This window comes from Pseudoalteromonas sp. PSi26 (assembly GCF_054960575.1).
The window spans coordinates 23,536-49,785 of sequence record NZ_JBHNYT010000023.1 but is presented as its reverse complement, the minus strand read 5'-3'; the positions used below and the strand labels follow the sequence as shown (position 1 = coordinate 49,785).

General features: G+C 39.9%; 23 protein-coding genes and 1 tRNA gene. 13 read left to right on the top strand and 11 right to left on the bottom strand.

The annotated features are described in order from the left end of the window. Window positions 1–364 precede the first annotated feature (364 nt). The 4 genes from ACFI34_RS18110 (at window position 365) to ACFI34_RS18095 (ending at window position 2,716) form a co-directional block, all read left to right on the top strand. The gene (locus tag ACFI34_RS18110) at window positions 365–658 is read left to right on the top strand and encodes a hypothetical protein (RefSeq protein ID WP_462674497.1); all 294 of its coding nucleotides are present in this window, start codon (window positions 365–367) and stop codon (window positions 656–658) included. 130 nt (window positions 659–788) lie between these two features. Next, on the top strand, window positions 789–1,901 hold the full coding sequence (locus tag ACFI34_RS18105; protein ID WP_462674496.1) for a YecA family protein: 1,113 nt from the start codon (window positions 789–791) through the stop codon (window positions 1,899–1,901). Window positions 1,902–1,928: 27 nt separating this feature from the next. Then, on the top strand, window positions 1,929–2,300 hold the full coding sequence (locus ACFI34_RS18100; protein WP_462674495.1) for a hypothetical protein: 372 nt from the start codon (window positions 1,929–1,931) through the stop codon (window positions 2,298–2,300). Window positions 2,301–2,428: 128 nt separating this feature from the next. Then, window positions 2,429–2,716, top strand: coding sequence for a hypothetical protein (locus ACFI34_RS18095; RefSeq protein ID WP_462674494.1), 288 nt, complete (start codon window positions 2,429–2,431; stop codon window positions 2,714–2,716). 268 nt (window positions 2,717–2,984) lie between these two features. On the opposite strand, the gene ACFI34_RS18090 is transcribed toward ACFI34_RS18095, so the two are convergent. The 3 genes from ACFI34_RS18090 to ACFI34_RS18080 all read right to left on the bottom strand — a co-directional run bounded on the left by ACFI34_RS18090 (window position 2,985) and on the right by ACFI34_RS18080 (window position 4,781). Continuing rightward, window positions 2,985–4,061: an endonuclease/exonuclease/phosphatase family protein gene (locus ACFI34_RS18090; RefSeq protein ID WP_462674493.1), complete on the bottom strand. Its 1,077-nt coding sequence runs from the start codon at window positions 4,059–4,061 to the stop codon at window positions 2,985–2,987. 18 nt (window positions 4,062–4,079) lie between these two features. After that, complete coding sequence (locus tag ACFI34_RS18085) at window positions 4,080–4,445, bottom strand: hypothetical protein (protein ID WP_462674492.1); 366 nt, start codon at window positions 4,443–4,445, stop codon at window positions 4,080–4,082. Between the two features lie 87 nt (window positions 4,446–4,532). Then, window positions 4,533–4,781, bottom strand: a complete 249-nt coding sequence (locus ACFI34_RS18080) for a TIGR03643 family protein (protein WP_058404228.1) — start codon at window positions 4,779–4,781, stop codon at window positions 4,533–4,535. 118 nt (window positions 4,782–4,899) lie between these two features. Here ACFI34_RS18080 and ACFI34_RS18075 point away from each other — a divergent pair, with 118 nt between their 5' ends. Both ACFI34_RS18075 and ACFI34_RS18070 read left to right on the top strand, forming a co-directional pair. Next, on the top strand, window positions 4,900–5,583 hold the full coding sequence (locus tag ACFI34_RS18075; RefSeq protein WP_462674491.1) for a substrate-binding periplasmic protein: 684 nt from the start codon (window positions 4,900–4,902) through the stop codon (window positions 5,581–5,583). 99 nt (window positions 5,584–5,682) lie between these two features. Beyond that, entirely contained in the window at window positions 5,683–7,743 is a 2,061-nt protein-coding gene (locus tag ACFI34_RS18070) for a TonB-dependent receptor (RefSeq protein ID WP_462674490.1), read from the top strand. Between the two features lie 83 nt (window positions 7,744–7,826). On the opposite strand, the gene ACFI34_RS18065 is transcribed toward ACFI34_RS18070, so the two are convergent. The 3 genes from ACFI34_RS18065 to ACFI34_RS18055 all read right to left on the bottom strand — a co-directional run bounded on the left by ACFI34_RS18065 (window position 7,827) and on the right by ACFI34_RS18055 (window position 10,871). Next, window positions 7,827–8,240, bottom strand: coding sequence for a GFA family protein (locus tag ACFI34_RS18065; RefSeq protein WP_462674489.1), 414 nt, complete (start codon window positions 8,238–8,240; stop codon window positions 7,827–7,829). Between the two features lie 108 nt (window positions 8,241–8,348). Further along, entirely contained in the window at window positions 8,349–9,638 is a 1,290-nt protein-coding gene (locus tag ACFI34_RS18060) for a M20 family metallopeptidase (RefSeq protein WP_462674488.1), read from the bottom strand. A 231-nt stretch (window positions 9,639–9,869) separates the two neighbouring features. Then, on the bottom strand, window positions 9,870–10,871 hold the full coding sequence (locus ACFI34_RS18055; RefSeq protein ID WP_462674487.1) for a fatty acid desaturase: 1,002 nt from the start codon (window positions 10,869–10,871) through the stop codon (window positions 9,870–9,872). Window positions 10,872–11,139: 268 nt separating this feature from the next. On the opposite strand from ACFI34_RS18055, the gene ACFI34_RS18050 reads away from it, so the two are divergent. Together ACFI34_RS18050 and ACFI34_RS18045 are read left to right on the top strand one after the other, a co-directional pair. Then, entirely contained in the window at window positions 11,140–12,270 is a 1,131-nt protein-coding gene (locus tag ACFI34_RS18050) for an FIST signal transduction protein (RefSeq protein WP_462674486.1), read from the top strand. A gap of 12 nt (window positions 12,271–12,282) precedes the next feature. Further along, window positions 12,283–14,187, top strand: coding sequence for a putative bifunctional diguanylate cyclase/phosphodiesterase (locus ACFI34_RS18045; protein WP_462674485.1), 1,905 nt, complete (start codon window positions 12,283–12,285; stop codon window positions 14,185–14,187). Between the two features lie 227 nt (window positions 14,188–14,414). Here the strand turns inward: ACFI34_RS18045 and ACFI34_RS18040 are convergent. Next, window positions 14,415–14,499: transfer RNA gene (locus ACFI34_RS18040), tRNA-Leu, on the bottom strand. Window positions 14,500–14,826: 327 nt separating this feature from the next. On the opposite strand from ACFI34_RS18040, the gene ACFI34_RS18035 reads away from it, so the two are divergent. Further along, entirely contained in the window at window positions 14,827–15,327 is a 501-nt protein-coding gene (locus ACFI34_RS18035) for an RDD family protein (RefSeq protein WP_462674484.1), read from the top strand. 84 nt (window positions 15,328–15,411) lie between these two features. On the opposite strand, the gene lptG is transcribed toward ACFI34_RS18035, so the two are convergent. Both lptG and lptF read right to left on the bottom strand, forming a co-directional pair. Next, on the bottom strand, window positions 15,412–16,479 hold the full coding sequence (gene lptG, locus ACFI34_RS18030) for an LPS export ABC transporter permease LptG (RefSeq protein ID WP_462674483.1): 1,068 nt from the start codon (window positions 16,477–16,479) through the stop codon (window positions 15,412–15,414). Beyond that, window positions 16,476–17,588, bottom strand: coding sequence for an LPS export ABC transporter permease LptF (gene lptF / locus ACFI34_RS18025; protein WP_058405109.1), 1,113 nt, complete (start codon window positions 17,586–17,588; stop codon window positions 16,476–16,478). Before lptF ends, lptG begins: the two co-directional genes overlap by 4 nt. A gap of 309 nt (window positions 17,589–17,897) precedes the next feature. Between lptF and pepA the strand changes: the two genes are divergently transcribed. The 3 genes from pepA to ACFI34_RS18010 all read left to right on the top strand — a co-directional run bounded on the left by pepA (window position 17,898) and on the right by ACFI34_RS18010 (window position 22,914). Then, window positions 17,898–19,409, top strand: a complete 1,512-nt coding sequence (gene pepA, locus ACFI34_RS18020; protein ID WP_462674482.1) for a leucyl aminopeptidase — start codon at window positions 17,898–17,900, stop codon at window positions 19,407–19,409. 149 nt (window positions 19,410–19,558) lie between these two features. After that, window positions 19,559–20,005: a DNA polymerase III subunit chi gene (locus tag ACFI34_RS18015; RefSeq protein WP_006793705.1), complete on the top strand. Its 447-nt coding sequence runs from the start codon at window positions 19,559–19,561 to the stop codon at window positions 20,003–20,005. Window positions 20,006–20,058: 53 nt separating this feature from the next. Further along, window positions 20,059–22,914 (top strand): valine--tRNA ligase, encoded by a 2,856-nt coding sequence (locus ACFI34_RS18010; protein WP_462674481.1) that lies wholly within the window; start codon window positions 20,059–20,061, stop codon window positions 22,912–22,914. A 107-nt stretch (window positions 22,915–23,021) separates the two neighbouring features. Here the strand turns inward: ACFI34_RS18010 and ACFI34_RS18005 are convergent, their stop codons facing one another. Further along, window positions 23,022–24,299 carry an outer membrane protein transport protein gene (locus tag ACFI34_RS18005; RefSeq protein WP_462674480.1) on the bottom strand — a complete coding sequence of 426 codons (1,278 nt, stop codon included), beginning with the start codon at window positions 24,297–24,299 and terminating at the stop codon, window positions 23,022–23,024. A 284-nt stretch (window positions 24,300–24,583) separates the two neighbouring features. Here ACFI34_RS18005 and ACFI34_RS18000 point away from each other — a divergent pair, with 284 nt between their 5' ends. After that, window positions 24,584–24,907 (top strand): hypothetical protein, encoded by a 324-nt coding sequence (locus ACFI34_RS18000; RefSeq protein WP_462674479.1) that lies wholly within the window; start codon window positions 24,584–24,586, stop codon window positions 24,905–24,907. Here ACFI34_RS18000 and ACFI34_RS17995 read toward each other — a convergent pair. Beyond that, window positions 24,867–26,135: an HD-GYP domain-containing protein gene (locus tag ACFI34_RS17995; RefSeq protein ID WP_462674478.1), complete on the bottom strand. Its 1,269-nt coding sequence runs from the start codon at window positions 26,133–26,135 to the stop codon at window positions 24,867–24,869. The genes ACFI34_RS18000 and ACFI34_RS17995 overlap by 41 nt on opposite strands. Window positions 26,136–26,250: the final 115 nt, after the last annotated feature.

Below are 26,250 nucleotides of genomic sequence, written 5' to 3'. Positions count from 1 at the left end.
TCATTTCAGCAGGACAAAAAACAGTTGGTTTTTGCTCGAGCCTCGCTTATTTTACCCAACTATTTTATTGCCTCTGAATGAGGCGTTATGTGCCAGAGAGGAATTTGAATAATGTGGGTTAGTGGAACAGCTAAAACAACACAAATTGGTTACATCAATTCGAATAATCAAAAAAATCATGGTACTCGTGGCTTAAAAGGCTCGGATCATAATTCCGTCTCATACAAGATGGAATGTTTATCACCGGGTTGCGGTAATATTTATGGCGCGAACGGCACAGATATTTTCCAACGTAAATGCCCAAAGTGTCAGGGTGGAAAGCAAGGAATTGATTGTTAATCTATCTTAAAGGTAATGGATAAAAATGGAATTTGTAAATACGCTTAGTAACAACTCTGTCATCGGTGCATTCGTTGCTGGCGTGGCTGTATTGATGTGTGTTTCACTTTTTAAGTGGATTAACCGTCGCTTTTGTAAGGCTCCGAAAGTTTTCAAAACTCTGGAAACTGGTTTAGAAAAACACAATTGCAAGTTTCTTCCTACTACCTATTTAGCCTCAGAAACGAATTACACCGTATCAGAAGTGGAATTGCTGTGCACAATGCACCCTAAAATTATAAGAAATAAGAAGCAATTAGAATCATGGTGTATTAAATAAGCGTGGCACATAACAAAAAAATTAAGTCACTCACTTCGTTCGCTGGGACGCATACATGCGGGGCGGCTTCGCCATTATGCCCCACTTGTATGCGCCCCTTATTTAAAAGTTATAAAGCAGAGGAGCATCAGTGAAACTTGGAAGAAATGAGCCATGTTGGTGCGGCTCAAGGAAAAAATACAAACGTTGTCATTTAGGGCGTGATAAACAAGCTCCTGTAGATAAAGGCACGATAATGAAAGAAATGAATAGCTTCAACTCAAAAAAGCTCTGTAGCGTGCCAGAATCGATGAAATCTGAATGTACAAAGAAAATCATCAAAGCGCATTCAGTATCAAAAAGCTCCTCCCTAAAAGCTATAGCAGCAGATGGACATGTTTACACTACCTTCAAAACAAATCATGACTTCTCTATATCTAAAAGAGTCTATCCAAAGAAAGTAGGTATTAACCAAGCCTCAGTATTTACTGGTTTTTGCTCAACTCACGACAAACACATTTTTGCTCCGATTGAAGACAATGCGTTTGATAAAAGTCCATACCATTGTTTCCTCGTGGCATATCGATCTTTATGCCGAGAACTTTTTGTAAAAGAGAGCGCTGCAAATACATTTAGCTTTGCTCAAGAGTTAGATAAAGGCAAATCTCTTAGTGAACAAGTCATGATACAACAAATGGCTAAATACTATGGTTCAAATAATGATCTTACAATGGGAGACCTGCGGTACCTAAAACAGAAGCTTGATCGCATGTTTACGGCTGCTGTCTTTGATGACTTACATCACTTAGTCGTGGAACTTGAACTACCTCCGAGGGTCATGACCAGTGCGGTACTAGGGTATACGGTTGGTTTCGATGGTGAACTGCTTCAAACGATATCTAATGATCCCAATGATATACCAGACTATGTATTCATTAACTCTTTTGCATCTGAAAACAAAGGGTACATTGTCTTGTCGTGGTTGAAAGAGCATTCAACAAGCAATTTAAAATTTGTTAACCAACTCCTTCAGACAGGTTCTGTGTCAAACTCACTTTCTATTTTCACCTTCGCAATGGTTGAAAATATTTATATATCACCAGAGTGGTGGGAAAGTTTAAACGAAGTAGAGCAAGAAAAAATTTGTGCTATTTATGCTCAAGGCGCTACCGAGCATACAGACAATGATGTGTTAGTTGGAATTCCGGTCTTGGATGAAAACCCTCTAATAAACACGGTCACAGTTGGGGAGTTTGCTTTATAACAAACCAAGTAAGCGGGACAATAACACGTGGGCTCCCGTCACTTCGTTCCGTATTCTAGCCCGCCTGTTATTGCCCCTTCTTGGGGTGTTATATTTACAAGGAGGTTTTATTTTAATTTATATGATGACAAAAGATTAAAAGGTCTCAAGCAAAGTGAAAAAATGGAGATCGTAAATAGCGCAGTTAAACAATTCAGAGAAGACAAACCTATAAATATTTCTCGCCGATTGCTAATTATGTTTCTTTGGTGCGGAATACCAGCTTTAGTCTTCTTAATACTTTTTAATTTTGGTTTCGCTATTGGCTGGTTTGCTCTTTCCATACTCATTCTTGGGATTAAGAACGCTAATGATGAAAGTGCTGAAATCGAACCTTACTTAGATAAAGTATTAGAGTGACATAAATATAACAAGTCACTGAAGAAAGACTCGTCACGGCTTGAGCGAGTTCCTTCGTCACATAAGTTTAGCAAGCCTAGACCGCTTCTTGATGAAGCGTTATATTTTTAAACGAATTGGAGCATTAAATGAATTCAGAAGTTAAAATCGATATCTTATTTGCTGGGCTATTATTGATTCCAGTATTGATCCTTGCAATTCCTTATATTAAAAATAAGCTAGTGATCCTTTCTCGCGGTAAAGCTTTTTCAATTATCTCATTACCAATATCAGCATATTTAATTTATGACATATCAATTGAAACCAATGTTTTCGGCTTAGTCGGTTTGTGTGTGGCGTATATCGCTTTCTTTTCTACTTATGCCGCTTCAATATCACTATTGGCTGTTTCAACCAAAAAAGAAGACTTGGCGTAATAAAGAGATGCAAGGCACTCAAAAGAACAATGCCCCTCACCCGTTTTAGTGGACACCTCCTCATTACTTTGAGGAGGCTAAAATGCCTAGATAAACCCAACCTAGAAAAACATGGTTTTACCCCGTTAATTTCAAAATAAAAGCAGTCGAACTAAGCTTACGATACGATGTCATGTCAAAGGAGGTTGCCGAGGCGCTAGATATTTATCTGTTAATGCTTAGTCGTTGGCGCTTCGCTTATCCGACCTACACAACCTAATAACAATTACTATTTTTCAAACCTGGGGACTTTTCGCTTATCGGCTTTGCTCATGGTAAGTTCTGCTACTTCTTCTTGCTTTAACTTGTCGGGTTTGTCCTCTAATGACTGCTGACTGGCATTTTCATAAGAAAGCTCGGTAAGCAGCGCAAAGTGGTCTGAGCCATATTTAGCTAAGCGCTCAATACGCTTAACCTTAAAACCCTGGCTATGAAATAGGTGGTCGAGCGGCCAGCGCATAAAAAAGTAACCCGCGTGGAATGTGTTATAAAAGCCGCGACCTTTACGAGGATCTAAAAAGCCACTTATTTGCATAAATAATCGCGTACTGCGCGACCATGCTACATCGTTTAAATCGCCCGCTACGATTGTTGGACGAGTTGGGTTTTTAACTGCTTTGGCAACCATTATTAGTTCTGAGTCGCGTGGGCGCGATGAATCTTCTTCAGTTGGGCTTGGTGGTGCTGGGTGAATAAAGTGCCCCTGCATTTCAAGGCCTTCGTCGTTTTCAAATAAAATATGAATTGAAGGAATATCATCTTCAATGAGCTCACATATTTGCGCATCGAGTAATTTAAATTTGCTGTATAAGTGCATGCCATAACGATTGTCTTTAGGGCATTCAATATAATGAGGGTAATCTTTTTTAAGGACCGATAGCTTTTCTTCCCACCAGCTATCGCTTTCAAGTGTAATAAGTAAGTCAGGTTTATGCTGATTCACCAACGCTATTAGTTGCTCACTATTGTGGTTTGACATTAGCACATTAGCCGACATAATTCTTATACTGTGCTCGCTGTTTTTGCTCGCGCTTTGTACTTCTTTTTTTGCAAGCCAAGTATAAGGAAAGATCCACTTACCTTGTAAAACCATAATAATTACAGATGCGAGCGTAATATAAATATAGTGCGTATCACTATTTAGCCATAACAAAAATAGTGAACTAACAAATATAAAACCAGCAATATAAAACACTTGTAAACGAACAAAATCGCAACTTCTAACCAGATAGTGCTGGCTGTATGACATGGGTAGTAAAGTTACCAGTAAAAAAAAGCCAGTAGTTACAGCCAACAATGTAAGCATTACTTAAATCCCTTTATATTAACGGTTCAAAATTGATAAGATTTCTCGCGTGTCGTGTACTAAGTGAATAATTTTACGGTCGATTTCAATACTTACAGTACCATTATTTCTCGAACGTTCAACAACTCTACCACGTTTGTATATATCAACTTCTAAAATGTCACCGGTATGGTAACGCTTACTTTTACCCGGTGGGGTCCACCCTGCACGAATAAGCTGCTTTTTCTCTTTTTTAGAAAGAGAGTTATTATCATGATGCTTGTGTTTTTTATGGCCAACCTTTTTACCTTGGTGCTGACCATAATTATCTTTGTTTGGTTTAGCCTGTGCACCAACTGATGCCAGCGCAAGTGTGATGAGTGCGGTATAAATAACTGCTTTCATGGATATCTCCAATGCTAATAGTCATCTAAGACTAACAAGCTAGGATGAACATCCAATGAAATAGCGCTTAAATTTAAACTTACGGTGTTAACGGTGTTTGTACTGAGTTTTACAGTGGCTGCGCATAATTGCTGGGTCGCGAAGTTTTAAGTGCTTGGTTTTACGCCCCGCATGGCGTTTGCGCCATACTTTAAAGCTCCCTTTAGAAATATGATCTCGCATAAAAACAACGAGCTGAGGGTACTTTAATCCGTATAACTGCTCAATGGCTTCGAAGGGCGTTCTGTCTTCCCATGCCATTTCTATGATGCGTGATTGCTGCTCTGCGTCAAACATAATGCCTTCCAAAAATGTTAATATACGCGTTAAAAAAACGCATAGATCATCAATTTCATGAGTCACTTTAAAATTAAAAAATAGGATATATACTTAAAAGAAAATGGATTTGATAGTTATGCGCTTTATTTTATTAATCTTCGCTTTAACGACGTCATCGTTAGCCCTTGCTGAGCCAGCTAAAACATTGCGCTGCGTTACAACTCACTACCCGCCTTATACTATTTTCGACGAGCAAAATAACACATTTACAGGCTCAGACATTGATCTGATAAATTACTTAAAGCAAAGCTTAGGTTTAAACATTAAAGTAATACACTTACCCTGGGCACGTGTAAAAAAAGAAATGATCCTAAACTATTACGACTGTTATTTTTCCTTGGCAACAAATACACTACGCGAAAAACATTTAGAGTTTACTCAGCACCCTACACATGTTACCAAGTTTGGACTATTTGCTTTAGATAAAAGTACCCTAAATAACAAAGACTTTTCTAGCACTAGAATAGCTATGCTCCGAGGCGTTGCCTTACCTAATGAAATAGCCGATAAATACAAAATATTGCCTAAAAATATAATACATTCACTTTCAACATCCGATTCTTTTAAATTATTAGAAAAAAAACGCGTCGATTATGTAATAACTAATTATCAGGCTGGTCTTTGGTTTGCTAAAAATAATACAGGCATTTATGCTCGCCAGTTTGATGAATCTAGCTTGCCTGTTTATATTGCATTTAAACCAGGTGTCGTCGACATAAACATAATTAATGAGCAAATTAAACGCTTTAATGACCGCTAATTGGTTAGCGTTAGTATGTGCTTTAACGCAACAAGTTTAAATGCATACAAAAACCACATATCATCAACCTAAGCTATTTTCACAACGTTTTAGGTATGTATGAAATATTATTGTTTGCCGCTCATTTTGCCGTTTAGCCAAGCTGTTTTTGCTGATCAGAAAAGCACAGACTCAATTGAAGTTATTACCACTACAGCATCAAGGGTAGAAGCACTTTCTACACCCCTTCCATTGTCGATCTCTACATTAACCGAGGCGCAACTTAATAGTATTGCACCTACTCATATTGAAGAATCCCTACAACGCGTTGCTGGCGCTAATATACAACGCGGCAATGGCCAAGAATATTTACCTGCGCTTCGCTCCCCGGTTTTATCAGGTGCCGGCGCATGTGGTGGTGTGTTAACTTTAGAAGATGGTATTGCCCTTCGGGCTGCGGGCTTTTGTAATATAAACGAATTATTTGAAGCGCATAGCGAAATGGCAAAGCGTATTGAAGTATTAAAGGGCCCGGGCTCTGCGCTTTATGGCTCTAACGCTGTGCATGGTGTTATTAACGTAATAACGCCCGATACCACACAGGGTGGCGGTTTATTGGGTTTAGATTATGGCTCATACGGTTACGCACGCGTTAAATTACGCGCAGGAAAAGACTATGGCAACAGTGGTATTGGCATAAACGCTAGCATTACTGACGACACCGGGTATCGTGATGATGAAAGTGTTAAACAGCAAAAAGTAAACATTCGTCATCGTTTAGAGCGTGATAACGTACTGCTTACGTCGGGTATCACCTACACACATTTAGATCAGCAAACGGCTGGTTTTATTACAGGGTTCGAAAGCTATAAAAATAAAGATATAGCACAGCAAAACTTTGACCCTGAGGCATATAGAATGGCAACCTCCTTGCGCGCATGGAGTAATGCAACATGGCAATTAGCCAATAACGATGTGCTTTCTACCACTGTGTATATGCGCGACCAAAACATGGACTTTTTTAAGCACTTTTTGCCTGGCACGCCGCTTGAAAAAAACAGTCAAACTGGTATTGGAATTCAATCGCTTTATCAGCACCCTATAAATAATAACGTAACTATAAACTTAGGCTTAGATGGCGAGTACACCCAGGCCGACTTTTTACAAAGTCAAAATGAGGCAACGCAAGGATCAGCATTTTTAGTGGCTACCGTGCCACAGGGTAAGCATTATGATTACGATGTTAATGCGACCCTTTATGCACCATTTGCATCACTAGATTGGCAATTAAATAAATGGCTGATAACCGCAGGGGTGCGTTACGAGCACATGCAGTATGACTACACAAATAATATGCTTGCGGGCAGAACAAAAGAAGACGGCAGCGAGTGTGGGTTTGGTGGATGCCGATACAGTCGTCCTGCCAGCACTAAAAATAGCTTTAGTAATGCCTCACCTAAACTTGGAATAAGTTACCAGTTCAACACTAATAACACGTTTTACGCTAACTTTTCTCGCGGTTACCGAGCGCCACAAGCTGCTGAGTTATATCAATTACAACGCGAGCAAACCACCGCTAATTTAAACCCAGAAATAGCTAACAACGCTGAGTTTGGTATAAAAGGATTATACAATACATTTAATTACGGCTTATCTGTATATGCTATGAGTAAACACAATACTATTTATCGTGATAGCGACTTTTTTACTGTAAATGATGGCAGCTCTCGGCATCGAGGGGTTGAACTTGAGCTTAATTATCAATTACCCAATAACGTGTCGGTTAACTTTGCAGGTACACATGCCAAACATAGTTACACTAACAACCAAGTTATTAACGGCCTAAACATAAATGGCAACTACATAGATACCGCACCACGCAACATTGCTAATATTGATATTACATGGCAAGCACGTAACAACACCCAATTTGCACTTCAATGGCATCATGTTGGCCATTACTTCACAGACCCTGAGAACTTGAATGAATACGAAGGCCATTCGGTTCTTAGCTTACGCGCCCAGTGGCAAGCAACAAAAAATCTTGAAGTTATGGCTCGTATTATAAATGTGACCAATAAAGCGTATGCTGAGCGAGCTGATTACACCAGTTTTACAGGCGATAGATATTTTCCGGGTAAACCACGCAATGCCATGTTATCGGCATCGTATACTTGGTAAATAAAGCTATTAAAATAAAGCGGCTTATATACGTATAAGTCGCTTTATTTACTGCAGGAATGAGGTTTAAAGCATTTATAAGACTAATTCTTTGGGGTGCTATCAAATGCATCAACATGATGTAAATCATCAAGCCAAGGCAATGCTAACTTTGTCCAAATTTGTATTGAAGGTTTAAACAAATCGCGCTGATCAATCGCCCCTATGCGCAACCCATATATACGATCGATAGGAGACTCATTTGTTGCATAAAGTGACGTACCGCAATTTGCACAAAAACCTTGCGCTCGCTTATTGCCACTTTGCGCTGTTTTTACATACTCTTTCGGTTGTCCTTTTGTAAAATCAACCGAATTAGGATCTGCAATTACAACGGCTCTAAATGGTCCACTCGACATCCGTTGGCAATCACTGCAATGACATACTACTACGTTATTATTTTGTGTGGTGGCCTCATAAGTTATATCGCCACAAAAACAGCTTCCTATGATTTTCATATAGTAATCCTCTAACATAGGCCTATAGAGCCTTCACACATCTTCACGTACTGCGCTTAAAATACATTGAGTTAGCTTATGATTTTTACTAACTCAATTATTATAAGTCTACTTTTTACTTTCTAAGTAATCGACCCCTAACTGGCTCAATACTTTAGTGCCTACTTTAAATGATGACTCATCAGCATAAAAATAAGGTGAGTGATTACTGGGTACCGTTTTTAAATCTTGGCTATTTGGCGTACCACCTAAAAATACAAATACACTGGGGATTTCTAATGCATAAAACGAAAAGTCTTCTGCACCGGTAATTTTATCCATTTCCACTACGTTATTTTTACCCGCCGCTTTTGCAAGGGTTGGTAGCATTTGCGCAGTAAGGGCCGGGTTATTAACCGTTACCGGGTAGCCTTCGTGAATATGTACATCGGCTGTTGCTCCCGACGACTTAGCAATATGTGTGGCCGTTGTTTTTATTTTTTCAAAAATCTGTGCTCTATTATTCATGTCAAAATTGCGAATTGTACCTACCATTTCAACTTTTTCAGGAATTATATTATTACGCACCCCACCTGCTATTTTGCCAAACGATACAATTGCGGGCTCTTTGGTTATGTTTACTTGGCGGCTCACAATATGATTAACGCCCGTTACTATTTGCGCAGCTGCTGCAATAGGATCTACACCTGTCCAAGGAGCTGAACCATGCGCTTGGCGGCCATTAACCGTTATTTCAAACCTATCAGAACTGGCCATAGCAGGGCCGCTTCTATATCCAATTTTTCCCGTATGTAGGCTCGATGTTATGTGAAGACCAAATGCCACGTCGGGTTTATATTTTTTAAATATACCTTCTTTAAGCATTAGCTCTGCACCGCCTTCCTCACCAATAGGGGCACCCTCTTCAGCAGGCTGAAATACAAACATAATATTACCGTGCAGCTCGTTTTTCATATCGGCCAATACTTGTGCTGCGCCCATTAACATGGCTACATGCGTGTCGTGCCCACAGGCATGCATTACCCCCACATCTACACCGCGATAGTTTGTTGTTTTTGTTGATTTAAAGGGAACATTTGTTTTTTCGGTTACAGGCAGTGCATCCATATCAGCACGTAGCATTACAGTAGGGCCAGGCTTTGCGCCTTTTAAAATTCCCACAACACCGGTGTAAGCAATATCGGTTTGTACTTGCATGCCCAACGACTTTAAATGTTTAGCCACAATACCTGCGGTACGCGTTTCGCGGTTACCCAACTCTGGGTTTTGGTGGAAGTCGCGTCGCCACTCTATTACTTGCTGCTCTACATTTTTAACATGCTGATCAAGGTTTGCCTTTGCGTTAAACGTACCAAGTGCAACAAAACCTAATGCCACTGAAAGTAGTGATTTTTTCATCCTGTTTTCCTTTATTATTTTAATGAAGCCCAACAACCGATTTAGTGTTATCGAAAAGTGCTGTTGAGTTATAGCCTACACCATTTTAAATACACTATCCTTAAACCGCACAGACGACATAGATTTACTCTGCGATACTAAAACCGAATTTAAATATTAAATGTAATTAAAACAAAAAAACCAATCGCGCATACAATTGGTTTTAATAATCAAACTCAGACTTCTTTCGTATTAACTAGCTTGAGGGTCGTAAGCATTTGCATTTTTTATACTGTTAAAATCATTAAACCGTACATTGTGCTGGCGCATTACGTCGAGTATTTTTTTGCTTAGCATTTGGCGAAGATAAAAAGGTTGGTTTGGTACAAAGTGATGAATAGTATGCGTTTTACCAAAGTTAAAGCAAAAAAGGTGAAACGGCATAAACAAACGGCTTGTAATTACGTGTGTTTGCTCAAGCATATTATTTACGCCACCATAATAGTGCATGCTTGAGGTAACAAAATTAAGCGAGCTTGAACGCACTATATTAGGCACAATTAACACAATCATCATAAATTCAAACACATTTAAAACCTCTAACGCTAGTGCCGGAGTGCTTGCTTCAATGGGTACAAAAAAGTTAACTGTGTGGAATATAATTACACTATACAAAATAATGAAGTATGTTGTTGTTATCGGAAAGCCCGCATTAAACACACTTAAAAAACTAAACCCTTTAATTTCTTTACTAAAACGTTTGGTATTAATAACTAAACCAAGCAAACCGTCCACAATAACAAGCGCACGCATAAATGGATTTTTAATGCCATTACCCACTAAGCGCTCTTCCAGATCTTGCTCTGTACCTGATGTTTTATGATGATGTAAATGCATTTTGCGGCGATACCATGGGCTAATGGTGTTTGGCCTCATTAACCACACCGTCAACATCATAAAATTGTGGATTAAGGGCTGGTTACTAAAGTACTGTTTATGAATGAGATCGTGTTCAAGTTCGTGAGAAATCGAAGCCGCCATAGCTGCCAAAATAATACAAGCCCATGCAGGTATTATGGCAAGGTAATACAAAACCCCAACACCAATTAAAGCACTCAACGAGAGCAATAATATAACAAGCCCAATGGTATTTTGATGAGCAAGCAAAGGGTATTTTTGGCGAAGTACTGCCTCTTCGGCTTTTATCGCTTTAACAATTGCTTGAATATTTTGTTTGGCACTTAGCTGAGTCATGTGAACGTTCTTAAAACCGTGTTGTAAACATAATACTTAATTATATTATACGCTAAAACATTTAAGTTGGATTTCATTGTATTTAAGCAAAAAATCAATTTTTAAACGTTAAGCCTAATTATCTAACTAAAAGGGTTAAATACTTAATTTATAAAATGGTAAACACTATAAAAGAGCGTTAATTAAACGTAACAAATGTGGATTTACCTTCATTTACCCTATAATCTATATTATAAATAACATAGTTGTACGGGAAAGCCTTTAAATTATGAACACTTTTCAATCTATTTATAAAGAAGGTGAATGGCAAACGCCGTTACCAAAAAATTCTGATGCTGCATTAGTATTTGCTTTTGGTGACAGACATGCCATGGCAACATCACACATGTTGTCTCAATTAAAATCATCTTTCCCTGAGGCTGAAATTGTAGGGTGCTCTACCAGCGGAGAAATTCAAGGTAGTGAAATACACGACGAAAGCATAGCGCTGACCGCCGTCCACTTTAAGAAAAGTCACGTTGTTGCCAAGTCAGATAACATTAGTAACTATGCCGACTCAAGCTCTTTGGGGGCCGCACTTGTAAATCAATTAGATCGTAAAGGCTTACGTTATGTGTTTGTTGTTTCTGATGGGCAGCTTATAAACGGCAGCGAGCTCATTGAGGGTATTACTGGCGCATTACCTAAAAACGTACTTGTAACTGGTGGCTTAGCGGGTGATCAGGCTCGCTTTAAAGAAACCATAGTATGGCACAACGATAACGTTACTAAAGGCTTAGTTGTTCTTGTCGGGTTTTATGGCGAAAAGTTAAATATTAGCCATGGCACCATGGGCGGGTGGAAGCCGTTTGGCCCTATACGCGAAATTACCAAATCAACTAAAAATACCCTTTATGAAGTAGACCACAGTCCTTCACTGGAATTGTACAAAACGATGCTAGGTGAATACGCTGACGAGCTGCCAAGCTCTGCTTTGTTATTCCCGCTATCTATGCAAGAAGTTGGTGAAGAACAATCCGTAGTCAGAACTATTTTAAGTATTGATGAAGATAAAAAAAGCATGACCTTTGCAGGTAATCTTCCTGAAGGGGCTAAATGCCAATTAATGCGCGCAAACTACGAAAATCTAATTGATGGAGCACAACAAGCGGGTGAAGCCGCCATACAAATGATGGGCAGTAACCAGCCCACTCTTGCGCTTTTAGTGAGCTGTGTTGGCCGACGAATAATACTCGACCAATTAATTGAAGAAGAGCTTGAAACAATTGCAGACTTACTTCCCGAAAACTGCACTAGAACCGGCTTTTACTCTTACGGCGAGTTATCGCCTCATGTACCACTGGGGTCGTGTCATTTACACAATCAAACCATGACCCTGACCTTATTAAGTGAAGACTAGGAGGTTTACAAGTTGCATAAACTGTTAGCACGCCAGTTAAAACGTAGTAAGGTGGATGAAAGCTTTGTTCAAGAGTATGCCGATATTATATCGCGGGTATCTGATGCTTATGAACTGAATGAGCGCGAAATTAATATTTTAGAGCGGTCATTATTTATTACGTCTAACGAATTAAACGAACGTAATGATTTACTTAAAAACCAACTTAATGAGCTTTCTGATACACAGCAACAATTAGAACATTCAATTAGCGTGCTTAATGCTACATTTGACGCTATAGGCGAACAAGTTACTGTGCTAGACCTAAAAGGTAACGTTGTGAGTGCCAATATAATGGCCAGAGAGTTCTTCGAGCGCTTTAATTTAAACGCATATAATTACTTTAGCCAAATAGATACAATAATAAAAAAAGGCAACAAAAGCGCCGACATTATCGCGCAATTAAAAGCAGACTCAAAACAGGCCTTGAGTGGCGAGTTTGAATCTATCGACGACAAACATTATAGCTATCGCTCACTTCCTCAGCTTAAAAATGGCCAACTTATTGGTCGTGTATTTTGTATTCGTGATATCAGCGTTGAAAAAGAACATGAAGAAATCATTCATTTTCAAGCCTACCATGACGCCCTGACTGGTTTAGCAAACCGTCAATTATTTATGGACCGTCTTGAGCATTCACTAACACTCGCAAGACGTGATGATTCGATGACCGCAGTGCTCTTTTTAGACTTAGACAACTTTAAGCGGGTTAACGACACTGAGGGGCATAAGGGCGGGGACGAACTACTAATTAAAATGGTAGAGCGTATTAACCACCGTTTAAGAGAGCAAGACACACTTGCACGAATAGGTGGAGATGAGTTTGTAATTCTTGTTGAGCTTGTTAAGTCTAAAAGTAATATTGAAAACTTGTGCGAGGCGTTGTTAGAGACAATAAGTAAAGAATTTATTATAAATGGTCGACCTCAATATGTATCATCAAGCATTGGAATTGCATTGTATCCACAAGATGGTATTACGCCCGACTCCTTGCTTAGTAACGCCGATATGGCGATGTATGATGCCAAAAATAATGGCAAAAATGCCTACCGTTTTTATCATAGGAAATTAGAAGCCCAAGCCCGTGAACAAATGGATATTGAGCGCGAACTTCGTAAAGCGATTAACAACCAAGAATTAGAAATATATCTACAGCCTAAAATAGGTTTAGACTGCAATCAGATTTTGGGGGCTGAAGTGTTGATGCGCTGGTTTACGGCTAGCGGAGAGTCTGTACCGCCCGATTTATTTATTCCTATTGCTGAATCAACCGGCTTAATAAAAAAAATAGGTGAATTTGCTATTAGCTCGGCTATATCGCTATTAGAACAATGGCAAAAAGAGAACATAACGCCTTTAAAACTTGCAGTTAACTTATCAATTATTGAGTTTCAGGATGAGCACTTTATTGATTACATTATTGAAAGCATCTCGAATTCAACAATTAGTGGCAATCAATTAATTATTGAGTTGACTGAATCTATTTTTATGGAAAATAAAGAGAAGATGAGTAAAACCATGCATAAGCTAAAGCACTATGGTGTTGCATTTGCGCTGGATGACTTTGGTAAAGGTTACTCCTCTTTTAGTTATTTACAGTTATTACCTATCGATTATTTAAAAATAGACAAATCGTTTTTACAAAATGTAATCACTGATGAACAAAGCGCTGCCATTGCCAAATGTATTATCGATATTGGTCATAATTTGGATTTAGCTATTATTGCAGAGGGAATAGAGGATCAAGAAACGCTTGATTACGTATCAAAGGCGCAGTGCGAGATGGCGCAAGGATTTTTTATGTACCGCCCTATGCCTTCTGATTCATTTACAAAACTAATACAAAAACAGCCCACGCAAAGCGATATGACTATTTAAAATTTAATGCATCATATTTTAAAATATCACCTTGAGTGCCGCTCGAGTCCGTAATCACAAATTTCAGACATAAAAAAACCTCTGCTAAATCTAGCAGAGGTTATAAAAAGTGGTACCAGCGGCCGGACCTTAACTTATAGCAGCGCACTTGAGTGCCGCTCGAGTCCGTCATCACAAATTTTAGACATAAAAAAACCTCTGCTAAATCTAGCAGAGGTTATAAAAAGTGGTACCAGCGGCCGGACTCGAACCGGCACTCCTTTCGGAAGGGGATTTTGAATCCCCCATGTCTACCAATTTCATCACGCTGGCATCATTTTTCTTTAACCTTCTAAACAAGAGAAGATAAAGAAAAACCACTTTAGAGCTTAGGATTATTTATGTGCCTTCGTCTCTATGCCAAGCATTATACAAACAATAGGGTTAGCAGCAAGCCTTTTATTACATAAGCATGATCAACCGCTTAACATTTAGGCAACTATTAACATTTAAAAAAATTAAAGCGTCTTGCAAATAAAGGACTTTAAAAATACAGATATTATTTAAACCTAAAGTTAAATGATACCAACATACTATAGCGCTTAGTATTTTTACGCTTTTTTGCTAAACTAGCCACACATTAACAGTGAGAGTATTTTTATGTCGGGTGAGTTTCCACGTGCTGGTTTTTGGCGCCGTTTTGCATCGCTAATATACGACTCTTTAGTCGTCATTTCGTTATCTATGTTAACCGCTATTTTGTACTTTGCTGCAATCCAAGTGTTAATTTCAACGGGCCTTATTGAGCAAACAGAAGGCCAAGACCCTGCTGCATTTATAGAAAATTCGCCTTTACTAGATGGCATTCGCAGTGCGTTATTTGTGGGCGTTAATGTTATCTTTTTTAGTTACTTTTGGACCAAAAGTGGGCAAACAATTGGCATGCGAGCATGGCGTTTAAGAGTACAAACTAACGACGGTAATTTAATTAGCTGGTCGCAATCCGTTATTCGCTGCCTGGGCGCGTTACTTGGTTTAGGTAACTTGATCGTGTTAATTGATTTTAAAAACAAAAAAGCATTACAAGATTACTTATCTAAAACAGAGGTTGTTGCTCTTTCAAAAGAAGAAAACAAACGCATATACCGTGAGCTCGACTAGCATATAAACACATAATGATATAATCATTTAAAAACAAAAAGGGGTGACTAATAGTCACCCCTTTTTGTTTTTAAATATAAGCGCTTATACCCGTTTATTCATTAAGTAGGTCGCAAAGCCTATAAAAATAACACTAGGCAGTACAGCGCCAATTATGGCAGGTATTTGGTAAACCATTACCACGGGACCAAATATCTCGTTTGTTAAATGAAACACAATACCTGTAATCACTCCCATGATTATACGTGCACCCATAGTTACAGTACGTAACGGGCCAAATATAAATGACAATGCAACCAGTAACATAACCGCAACCGACACGGGTTGCATAAACTTTCGCCAAAGAGCAAGATCGTAAGTACTAGTATCTTGCTCGTTTTGCTCTAAATAGCTTAAGTACGACCATAAACCTGTAAACGACAGCGATTCTGGCTTTACAGATACAACGCCTAACTTTTCAGCGGTAAGTTGCGATGGGTAAAACTCTTCTGGGTGTAGTTCAGTCGTAATTGACTCATCCGTAATAATAACTTTGTTTACATCACGTAAAAGCCACCCATCTTTTCGGCTAATTGCCTCTTTAGCTTTAGTAATTTGAGTAAGTTCAAGCGAGCTATCAAAATAGTACATGTGCAAACCGTTAAGCTTACCGCTTTCATCCACATCTTCTATGTTTATGAAGTTATTTCCATCTTTCGCCCAAACCCCTTTTTGTGCGCTAAACACATCTCCGCCATGTATAGCTTGGTTTCGCATTTCTTTTGCACGTAACTGTGCCTCTGGCGCTCCCCATTCGCCAAGCGCCATCATACAAATGGCCATAAACATAGCGGTTTTCATCACCGAACCAATAATTTGAAGCCGCGACATGCCCGCAGCTTGCATAACCACTAGTTCACTATTTGAAGCAAGCGCACCAAGCCCTGTTAAGCCACCAATCAATGCAGCCATAGGAAAAAACACCACTAAATCACCAGGAATGCTGTACAACGTATACAGCATGGCGGTAATCAAATCGTAACTACCACGCCCTACCGATTTTAACTGTTCAATAAATTTAATTAAGGTGCTGATCCCAACTAAAACCAACAAAGCAAAGCCTGTTGTTTGTAAAATGCTGCGGCCTAAATACCAGTCGAGTGTTTTCATCATGAGCTTAGCTCCCGCTTAGTAACAACGGCTTTAAGCAAAGCGCCTATTGGGCGGCCTTTAATAATTAATAAGCCACCAATAAATAACGCGCTCAAGTGAATCCACCAAAGCCCAATTGATGGCGGAATTTTGCCATCTTCTATCGCAAATTTAGCGGCATTTAATAAAATAAAATACCCAAGATACAAACTTATAGCGGGTACCAATTTAGCAAATTTACCTTGGCGAGGATTAACCACACTTAACGGCACTGCTAGTAAAGTAAGCAGCGGAATAGAAAGAGGAATAGCGATACGCCACTGCCATTGAGCAATAGACTCAGGAGTATTAATAGCAAGCAACTGATTAGTCGGCACAGCTTCTAACTTACGGCGTTGATGTTCTATTTCTTGTTCGCGAATTTGCACACTGTAGCCATCGAACTCGGTCAGGTTTAAGGCAGCCGTTGTGCCATCGGTTTCGTATCGTTTTCCATCAGTTAACACTAATTGTTGCTCACCGTTTTGCGCTTCAATTACCACGCCTTGCTCTGCGTATACTAGTCGAGCTAATTCATCGTTATCACTATTTGGTAGCTGTGCAACAAACACTTTGTTTAGCTCTTTGCCACCATTTTCAATGTTATGAATAAACACCACGGCTTTTTCGTTCCCTGTTTCTTGGAAACGACCGGCTCTTAATGCTGATAGCCCTGCGTCAGCTTTAGCTTGTTCTTTTAATTGATATTCTTGCTCACTGGCCCACGGTGCTAGGTACATAGTTAATGCGCCAGCCAAAAGCGCCAAGCCTGCGCTTGATATTAAAGTTACACGCACTACATACCATTCGCTCACACCACACGCTTTTAATACCGTCATTTCGCTGTCGGCGTAAATACGGCTGTACGCTAAAATAATGCCTAAAAATATACTCAATGGAAGAATTAACGAGGCAAGTTGTGGTAACTTTAACGCAATCATAGACAGCACTAATTGAGCAGGAATGCTGCCCTCTGATGCGTCACCTAAAATAACCACCAGCTTTTGTGATAAAAAAATGGTCATTAAAGTTAAAAATACGGCGACCTGCGATTTTAAAACCTCAGCGGTCAAATAACGAAAAATAAGCAATGCTCGCCCCTGTTAAACTTAGTATTTCACTACAATAGTGAGTGTCGAATAGTTAAATAGCTATTTTGCACAGTTTATACCGACAAATAGGCTATTATTATAAGCCATCAAAATTAATTATCCTACCTAAGTGCAAGATATAATGTTGCATTAGTAGCCCTTAAGCATATAAAGTTCAATTACACAGTAAGAGTCGGTAAAAATCAGCTAAAATGAGTATTATCTCTACATAAGCTTAGCTACTAAGACTAGAAAATATTATTTTTGGTCTTATTTATTAGCTTAAATGACTCACAACCAGGAGCAACAATGGAATTTAGCGTAAAAAGTGGTAGCCCAGAAAAACAACGTAGCGCATGTATTGTCGTTGGCGTGTACGAACCACGCAGGTTATCCCCCATTGGTGAACAACTCGATAAAATCAGTGATGGTTACATTTCAAATTTACTTCGCCGTGGCGACCTAGAGGGTAAGCCTGGCCAAGTTTTATTATTGCACCATGTCCCTAACGTATTAAGCGAGCGTATTTTGCTTGTAGGTTGCGGTAAAGAGCGCGAGCTTGATGACAAGCAATACAAACAAATTATCTCTAAAACAATAAATACCTTAAACGATACAGGCTCTATGGAAGCGGTGTGCTTTTTAACAGAGCAACACGTAAAAGGCCGAGATACTTACTGGAAAGTACGCCAAGCCGTAGAAACAACGCAAGATTGCTTATACACGTTTAATCAGCTTAAAAGTAAAAAAGTAGACCCGCGTCGTCCACTTCGTAAAATTGTATTTAACGTACCCACGCGCCGTGAACTCACTATTGGTGAAAGTGCGATTGAGCACGGTTTAGCTATCGCTGCTGGCAGCAAGTTGTGTAAAGACGTTGCCAACATGCCACCCAACATTTGTAACCCAGCGTATTTAGCCGAACAAGCGCAAGAGCTTGCTACCAATTTTGATAACATCACCGTTGATATTATTGGCGAAGAAAAAATGGCTGAGCTTGGTATGAACTCGTACTTAGCGGTTGGCCGTGGTAGTGATAACGAATCTGTTATGTCAGTTATTAACTACAAAGGTGCAAGCGACGAGCAAGCGCCAATTGTGTTAGTTGGTAAAGGTTTAACCTTTGACTCAGGCGGTATTTCAATTAAACCTGGCGAAGCCATGGATGAAATGAAATACGATATGGGCGGTGCTGCAGGTGTTATAGGTGCAATGCGCGCTTTGGCACAAATGCAATTACCTATAAACGTAATAGGTATTTTAGCTGGTTGTGAAAACATGCCAAGTTCAAATGCTTACCGACCAGGTGATATTTTAACAACGATGTCGGGGCAAACGGTTGAAGTACTTAATACCGATGCTGAAGGTCGTTTAGTATTATGTGATGCGTTAACCTACGTGGAGCGTTTTGACCCAGATACCGTCATAGATGTAGCCACCCTTACAGGTGCATGTATTGTTGCATTAGGTGCTCATGCAACAGGTTTGCTTGCAAACCATAACCCCCTTGCCCACGACTTATTGAAAGCATCTGAGCAAAGTGGCGACCGTGCATGGCAGCTACCACTGTGGGACGATTATCAAGACCAACTAGAAAGCCCATTTGCTGATTTTACTAACTTAGGTGGGCGCGCGGCAGGCACAATTACCGCAGCGTGTTTTTTATCCAAGTTTACCAAAAAATATAATTGGGCGCATTTAGATGTGGCGGGTACTGCATGGCGAAGTGGTGCAAATAAAGGCGCAACAGGGCGCCCTGTTCCTATGCTAACTCAGTATTTATTGAACAGAGCGGGTGTAAGCGAAGCAGCACACGATTAATTATCTGTTTAGTTCAAAATAAGGCGCCATTAGGCGCCTTATTTATTTGTGTATTAATTGAAGCAAACCCCGTTATATGGCAAAATCTGCCTCTTAATTTATGTGTATTAATCTAGTGCACATTCAATGTCATGGGAAAGCCCGATACAATGAACATGAACGCTAAATTTTTCGTTCTAAAGCAACAAGATGAGTCTAAAGCCCAGGCTGATGATCATTTTGCTTTGGCTGCACAAATAGCGGCCGATCAGTATCGTAATGGGCAACGTGTATTTATTTGTGTAAACGATAACGATACAGCCTGTGCCATTGATGAAATTATTTGGGCATTCGACCCAGACAGTTTTGTACCACACAATTTACAAGGTGAAGGCCCTAAAGGCGGAGCCCCTGTTGAAATTGGTATTACGCCACCTGTTGGCAACCGAAAAGTTTTAATAAACTTGGCCACTCAGCTACCTGATTACATTCGCCGATTTAACCAAGTTTTTGATTTTGTCCCCGTAGAACCTGTTGCTAAACAAGCAGCCCGCGAGCGTTTTAAAAAGCTACGCCAACTCGGTGCCAATCTCACCACGCAAGATATTAATAGCTAGCCACTCAGGCAAACTAACCAACTAATTTAAGTACTTATTAAAGGTTCTGTGTAATGGATAAAACCTACAATCCGCAAGATATTGAACAGTCTCTATATCAAGACTGGGAACAAAAAGGCTACTTTAAGCCATCTGGCCAAGGCGTACCGTATTCTATTATGATCCCGCCGCCAAATGTCACGGGGAGCTTACACATGGGCCACGCTTTCCAAGATACAATAATGGATACCCTTACGCGTTTTAAGCGTATGCAAGGTAACAACACATTATGGCAAGTAGGTACTGACCACGCAGGTATTGCAACGCAAATGTTGGTTGAGCGTAAACTGCACGCTGAAGAAGGTAAAACTCGCCACGACTTAGGCCGTGAAGATTTTATTAATAAAATCTGGGAATGGAAAAACGAATCGGGCGGTACTATCACTAAGCAATTACGCCGCCTTGGCGCATCGGTTGATTGGGACCGTGAACGTTTTACGATGGACGATGGTTTATCTGAAGCGGTTAAAGAGGTATTTGTTCGCCTTCATAAAGAAAACCTAATTTACCGTGGTAAACGCCTAGTAAACTGGGATCCAAAATTACACACGGCAATTTCAGACCTTGAAGTTGAAAACAAAGACAAACAAGGCCACATGTGGAACTTACGTTACCCACTAGCCGATGGCGTTAAAACACAAGACGGTAAAGACTACATTGTAGTAGCCACAACTCGTCCAGAAACTATGCTAGGCGACTCAGGTGTTGCAGTAAACCCAGATGACGAGCGCTACACAGATTTAATTGGTAAAGACATTTTATTACCTATCGTTAACCGTCGTATCACCATTGTTGCTGACGAACACGCCGATAAAGATAAAGGCACAGGTTGTGTAAAAATAACCCCAGCCCACGACTTTAACGATAACGAAGTTGGCAAGCGTCACAAAATGCCAATGATCAATATTTTCGATAAAGACGCCGCTATTTTAACTCAAGGTGAAACTTACACCTTTGACGGCAAAGAGCTTGAGCTTGATGCGCCAATTCCTGAGCGTTTTCATGGCCTTGACCGTTTTGCTGCGCGTAAAGCGATTGTGGCTGAATTTGAAGAACTAGGCTTACTTGAAAAAATTGAAGACCACAGCCTAACCGTTCCATACGGTGACCGCTCTGGTGTAGTAATTGAGCCACTACTTACCGACCAATGGTATGTACGTGTTGCGCCACTTGCAGAACCTGCTAAAGATGCAGTTAAAAACGGCGACATTCAATTTGTGCCTAAGCAATACGAAAACATGTACTTTTCGTGGATGAATGACGTACAAGATTGGTGTATATCACGTCAGCTTTGGTGGGGTCACCGTATCCCTGCTTGGTACGACAGCGAAGGCAACGTATTTGTTGGTCGCGACGAAGCAGAAGTACGCCGCGATAACAACATTGCAGATAGCGTTGCGCTAAGCCAAGACGAAGATGTACTTGATACCTGGTTCTCATCTGCGCTTTGGACGTTCTCAACCCAAGGCTGGCCTGAAAACACCGATGATTTAAAAACCTTCCACCCGTCTGACGTGTTGGTAACGGGTTTTGACATTATCTTTTTCTGGGTTGCGCGCATGATCATGATGACGCTGCACTTTATAAAGGATGAAAACGGCAAACCACAAGTGCCATTCAAAACAGTTTATGTAACTGGCCTAATACGTGACGATAACGGCGATAAAATGTCTAAGTCAAAAGGTAACGTACTTGACCCACTAGACATGATTGATGGCATTGGCCTTGAAGACTTAGTACAAAAGCGTACTGGTAACATGATGCAGCCTAAACTTGCCGCTAAAATTGAAAAAGATACCCGCAAAGTATTTGCAAACGGTATTGAAGCACACGGTACCGACGCACTACGCTTTACTTTAGCTGCCATGGCATCAACCGGTCGTGATATTAACTGGGACATGAACCGCCTTGAAGGTTACCGCAACTTCTGTAATAAACTATGGAACGCGAGCCGTTACGTATTAATGAACACAGAAGAGCAAGACTGTGGTTTTGCAAACGATGCACAAAAAGAGTACTCGCTAGCTGATCGTTGGATTTTAGGCCAATATGAAGCCACCGTTAAAACGTACACTGAGCACCTTGATAACTACCGCTTTGATTTAGCCGCTAATACACTTTACGAATTCACTTGGAACCAGTTCTGTGATTGGTACTTAGAGTTGACCAAGCCTGTATTATTTAAAGGCAGTGAAGCACAGCAGCGCGGTACACGTAATACACTCATTACAGTACTAGAAAGCCTACTGCGCTTAATGCACCCAATGATGCCATACATCACAGAAACTATTTGGCAACGCGTTGCACCACTTGCAGGGCTTGAAACAGCGGGCACTAGCATTATGGTACAAGGCTTCCCTGTTTATAATGAAGCAAGCGTTGATGCCAAAGCGATGGAAGACTTAGAGTGGGTTAAGCAATTCATTTTAGCAATTCGTAATATCCGTGGTGAAATGGATATTAGCCCAAGTAAACCACTTAGCGTTTTACTGGCTAACGCATCAAGCGATGATGTGCGCCGTATTGAAGAAAACAAATCATTCTTGGCATCATTGGCTAAGCTTGAAGAGTTTACAATGCTTGAAAACAAAGACGACGCACCAGCGTGTGCAACCTCTTATGTTGGCAACCTTGAAATTATGATCCCAATGGCGGGCTTAATTGATGTGGAAGCAGAGCTTGCACGTATCAACAAGCAACTTGAAAAAGCAGAGAAAGGCCTAGCGCAAGTGCAAAACAAACTCGCTAACGAAAAGTTTGTAAACAATGCACCAGAAGCCGTTCTTGCAAAAGAAAACGCTAAGTTAGCTGAATTCACCGATGCTAAAACTAAGCTGCTTGAGCAAAAAACGAAGATTGAAAGCTTATAATTTTAGTCACCTGCTAAAGTAATTTAGCAGGCATTAAAAAGCCGCTCACTTTAATAAAAGTGAGCGGCTTTTTTGTGCCTAATGATTAAGCTAAAGGCACTTCTACATTAAAACGTGTAGTTGTACTGCGCACCAATAAGCGTAGCATGACCTTTAGATTCAAAAGACCACTGCGAGCCTAAGTTATCTTTTTCAGTGTAGTTTTGTGTTTTACCACGAATAATACTCACGCCTAAATCAACGTTTGAGTTTTTATTGATGATGTAGTTACCACCAAAAGAGAACCAAAAGCGGTCTGTGTCTGGAATCGATATTGACAAATGCTGTTGTGATACAGGCGACTCGTCAAACGCAATACCTGCACGTAACAATAGGTTTTCGTTGTACTGGTAGTCAGTACCTACTGAGTAACGAAGTGCATCAGAGAAATCTTCTGTTTTTTCAAATGCGCTAAACTTATCACCCGTAGGCGCAGTTACTTGCGCTTCTAATGAATCAAAGCTGCTCCAACCAGTCCACAATACACTGTAGTGTAGGCCTAGTTTTTCGTCTAACTGATGTGAACCAGAAAACTCAGCAATAGCAGGTAGCGTTATTTCAACCGAACCTGGAAGTTCAAGCTGTCCATCTAATCCACCAGGAATAAATGCAGAAGGAAGCTCGTTTGAGTATTCACCTTCAAACGTGATGTCAGTTTCTGTACGGTAGTTAAAACCAAAACGGCTGTTTTCGTCTAATTGGTACATTAAACCAACATTTAAGCCGTAACCAATATCATCACCTTCAAGGTTTACTGCATCTGTTGAAGCGGGGATTGGTAAAGCTGAAGCACCAAACTTGCGAATAATTTTAGCTTCTGCATAAATTGCATTTAAGCCAATACCAAAGCTGAACTGCTCGCTTACTTTATAAGCAACGCTTGCGTTCATATTTACAGTTACAATTTCTGTTTCACCGGCAATTTGACCTGCCGCGTAATCGTCATCAAATTTTGTTGCTAAACCAAAGTTAGCAAATGCACCAAAACCAACTGATACTCTGTCGTTTACTGGCATAGTGAAATACGTTGCTGGAATAACAGCGCTAGGCGCAATGCTGTCGTCATCTAATGCATTCGGGTCGATGCCATTGTTTGTACCAGTGCCTTCAAGGCTAACATCTGGAACAACGGCTATAGCAGCAACACTTAGTTGCTTATCTTTAAATACAGTCATTAAAGCAGGATTACGTGCAACAACAGACGCGTCGTCTGCGATAGATGCTTCACCAGCATAGGCACGGCCTAAACCTGATGCGTTTTGCTCAGCTAGTTGAAACGCAGCTGCAAAAGAGTCAGCTGAAACAAATGCAAGCGAGGCTGCGATAAGCGTTTTAGAAAATTTCATTGTTGTGTCCTTAACCAAACTCACTGTTTGGGTAGCTATGTGTGTTGTTACTTATGTTCAAAACCCGGCTACACTACATTAATTTTTATAAAAAAACTTCATGATCACACCAAAAACACCTAAAAAACACGTTTTTAACTACATTTTAACAACTATTTAAAACTCATCGGACAAGAAATGTGTTATTAGAGTAATTACTCTAAATGTAATTAATTATCATTTAGATTGACATGAATTACGCCGCATTTTAAACTCTTTTTTAAAATAACCAAAGGGTTAAAACTGTGCTGATTGTTCTAATTATGGTGGGTCTTCTTTTTTGCGGAGCCAGTGTATTTTTCTTTTATAAGGCAAATTACTGCGCATGCACACAGGCCGGGCAATGCGATAATCCTGTTAATCGTTACTGGTTGGGGGCTATGTTAAGTGCTGCTGTATCGCTCATATTTTGCTGCTTAGCCCTTCACGTAGAGCTTGGCACTTTGTTGTGGTTGGTACTAATGGGAAGTTGTTTTTTAGGCGCATTTATATCGGCTCAGGCAAACCAAAAACGCCAATGCACTAAAACTAAACGAGCAGATGATCTTTTAACAAACGAGATAAGTTAATTTGATAATCCATCGGCTTTACACTCGCTAAAATTTTAAGCTCTTGGTTGTCAGTACTCAAATCTATATCTTTAGGCGTTACGTGATGATTATGCTTTGCATTGTAAAATAATTTAACTTTTGGCTTTATAGGGTTTTGGGTATTTCCCTCTAACACGATTGCTAAACGCTCGTTAGTCAATTTAACAATACTTCCCACAGGATGAACACCTAAACACTTTATAAAACGCTGCACTAACTCAGCATCAAATAACTTGTTGCTAGCCAATAAGTAACGAAGTGCATTAATAGGTTCATCGCCTTCTTTGTATAGCTTATCAGCCGTCATCGCATCATATACATCAACAATAGCCATAATACGTGCAGCACGACTCAGCTTTTTTTCGTCAACACCTCTGGGGTAACCAGAGCCATCTAATCGTTCATGATGATTTACTATCATGTCCAACATGACTGGCGTTACACCCTCTTCCTCTTTTGCTAATATCAGCCCTTGAGATACATGCTTTTTTACCGCACTCATCTCAATATCGGTCAGCTTAGAGGGTTTTGATAGTATACCTTGTGGTATTTTAGCTTGGCCTAAATCATGGAGTAATGCGCCCATTGCCAATTGCTGAACAACCCCTCGCTTGTAACCTAAGTACTTAGCAAACACGGCGGTAAAAATGGCACAATTGATCATATGTCGCCAGTTATAATTATGCTTGTCTTTTACGCGAGTAAGTATGGTCATAGCGTTGGTATTTCGAAAAACTGAGCTAACTATCTCACCGGCTATTTCATCAAGTACTTTTACATTAACGGCCATGCCTGCGGTTATATCTCCATATAGCGACTTTAATTTTTTACTATGGCGCTCGTAACCTTCAATGGCTGCAGCAAACTCTTGCTCAAGCGTTTTATTTGCAGGTGTATTTATGGGGTTTGATTTATCCTTGGCAGGCTTTGCATTTGCTTGGCCACTTAGTTTTGTAGACGCTAAATTTTTATTTTTTTCAGGCGACTTGGAAGTTGGCTTGTACTTAGCGGGGATGGCTACATCGCCTTTAGTAAAATCAATTAATAGCTCAAGCACACCTTCTGTTGCTAAACGTTTTATTATTGATTTTTCACGAACCAAACCACTGGTTTTTATTTTTATTCCATTAACACCTTCATGCTGCTTAGTTACGCTATCGACATACATGCCGGGAACAAGTTCAGTGATAGGTAAAGTAATAAGCATAGAGGTTTTTAAAATAAGTAATTAAACACAATAGATAGCATTTTACACCTCTAAAAGTCTAACATTTGTTTCATTTACGTTAATAAATGACTATAAAGGATTGCTTATAACCCAC